This window comes from Specibacter sp. NPDC057265, from assembly GCF_042668835.1.
Taxonomy (GTDB): Bacteria; Actinomycetota; Actinomycetes; order Actinomycetales; family Micrococcaceae; genus Specibacter.
In genome coordinates this window covers 1-2,397 of record NZ_JBHUYE010000027.1, presented here as the reverse complement: position 1 = coordinate 2,397, position 2,397 = coordinate 1, and the positions used below count along the sequence as shown (strand labels likewise).

At 62.2% G+C, this 2,397-nt stretch carries 1 protein-coding gene; it reads right to left on the bottom strand.

What is annotated here, in order from left to right:
• Positions 1-2,397: pyruvate dehydrogenase (acetyl-transferring), homodimeric type (aceE, locus tag ACFUCV_RS14055; protein ID WP_380816790.1), on the bottom strand; the 2,397-nt coding region annotated here is incomplete at both ends.

Genomic DNA, 2,397 nt, shown 5'->3' with positions numbered 1-2,397 from the left:
TCGGGGTTCGTTTTCGGGGTGGAGGAAGGCTTCTTCTTCGGCTGCGAGGCCGTCGCGGCGCAGTTCGGTCCAGGACGTCACGGACCAGACGTCCGCGGCGACGCCCCAGTCTTCGGCGAGGATCCGGGCGGCTTCCAGGGCCCAGGGCACGGACACGCCCGAGGCGAGGATTTGGGTGCGCGGGCCGGTGTGTTCGCTCTTTTTCAGGAGGTAGATGCCGCGGGTGATGCCTTCCACATCGAGGTTTTCGGGTGCTTTGGGTTGCAGGATCGGTTCGTTGTACACGGTGAGGTAGTACATGACGTTGGGGTCCGTGGAGCCGGGTCCGTACATGCGTTCAAGGCCGGCGCGCATGATGACCCCGATTTCGTAGCCGTAGGCGGGGTCGTAGCTGATCACGGCGTCGTTGGTGGAGGCCAGGATGGGGGAGTGGCCATCGGCGTGTTGGAGGCCTTCACCGGTGAGGGTGGTCCGCCCGGCGGTGGCGCCGATGATGAAGCCGCGGGTCATTTGGTCTCCGGCGGCCCAGAACTGGTCTCCGGTGCGTTGGAAGCCGAACATGGAGTAGAACACGTAGACCGGGATCAAGGGCTCGCCGTGGGTGGCGTAGGCGGTGCCCGCGGCGGTGAACGCGGCCACGGAACCGGCTTCGTTGATGCCGGCGTGCACGATCTGGCCCGAGATGGATTCCTTGTACGCCAGGACCAGGTCGCGGTCCACGGAGAGGTAGTTCTGCCCGTTGGGGTTGTAGATCTTCGCGGTCGGGAAGAACGCGTCGATGCCGAAGGTCCGGGCCTCGTCCGGGATGATCGGGACGATGCGCGCACCGATGCCCTTGTCGCGCATCAGGTCCTTGAGCAGGCGCACGAACGCCATGGTCGTGGCGGCTTGTTGTTTGCCTGAGCCCTTGAACGCCATTTCGTAGGCTTTGTCCCCGGGCAGTTCCAACGCGGTGTGCGTGGAGCGGCGTTCCGGCACGGACCCGCCCAGGGCTGCGCGGTGTTCCATCATGTACTGGATTTCCGGGGCGTCGGCGCCGGGGTGGTAGTACGGGGGCCGGTACGGGTCGGCTTCCAGGACCTCATCGGAGATGGGCAGGTGCAGGTGCGTGCGGAAGTCCTTCAGGTCCTGCAGGGTGAGCTTTTTCATCTGGTGCGTGGCGTTGCGGGCCTCGAAGTGGGTGCCCAGGCCGTAGCCCTTCACGGTGTGCGCCAAAATGACGGTGGGCTTGCCCTTGAATTCAACGGCGGCTTTGTACGCGGCGTAGACCTTGTGGTAGTCATGGCCGCCACGGCGCAGGTTCCAGACCTCGTCATCGCTTAAGTGCGCGGCGAGTTCCTTGGTCTGCGGGGTCTGGCCGAAGAAGTGCTCACGCACGAACCCGCCGGACTCGGCCTTGTACGTCTGGTAGTCACCATCAACGGTGGTGTTCATGACATCCACCAGCGAACCATCCGTGTCCCGGGCCAGCAACTCATCCCATTCCCGGCCCCACAACACCTTGATCACGTTCCAGCCCGCACCGCGGAAGAACGCTTCGAGTTCCTGCACGATCTTGCCGTTGCCGCGCACCGGCCCGTCCAGGCGCTGCAGATTGCAGTTGACCACGAAATTCAAGTTATCCAGCTTGTCATTGGCTGCCAACTGCAACAGGCCCCTGGATTCGGGCTCGTCCATTTCACCATCACCCAAAAACGCCCAGACCTGCTGGTCCGAGGTGTCCTTGATGCCACGGTTATGCAAATAACGGTTGGACTGCGCCTGGTAAATCGCGTTCATCGGGCCAATGCCCATCGACACGGTCGGGAATTCCCAAAACTCCGGCATCAAACGCGGATGCGGGTACGACGAGAGGGCATGGCCCTCTTTGGACTTCTCCTGCCGGAAACCATCCAGGTCCTCCTCCGAGAGGCGACCTTCCAAAAACGCGCGCGCGTACATGCCAGGGGAAGCATGACCCTGGAAAAAGACCTGATCGCCACCACCTGGATGGTCCTTGCCCCGGAAGAAGTGGTTGAACCCCACCTCGTACAACGTCGCAGCACCGGCATACGTGGAAATGTGCCCACCCACACCAATCTCAGGAGACTGCGCCCGATGGACCATGACCGCAGCGTTCCACCGCAACCACGCACGATACTTCCGCTCGATCTTCTCATCCCCCGGAAACACCGGTTCCTGATCAGCAGGAATCGTGTTCACATAATCAGTGGTCGTCACCATCGGCACGCCCACACTCTGCGCACCAGCACGCTGCAACAAACTACGCATAATGAACTGCGCCCGCTCCGTGCCACCATCCTGAATCAACGCATCCAAAGACTCAAGCCACTCGGCCGTCTCCTCCGGATCACGATCAGGCAGCTGATTGGTCAACCCACTACGGATATGGGAATT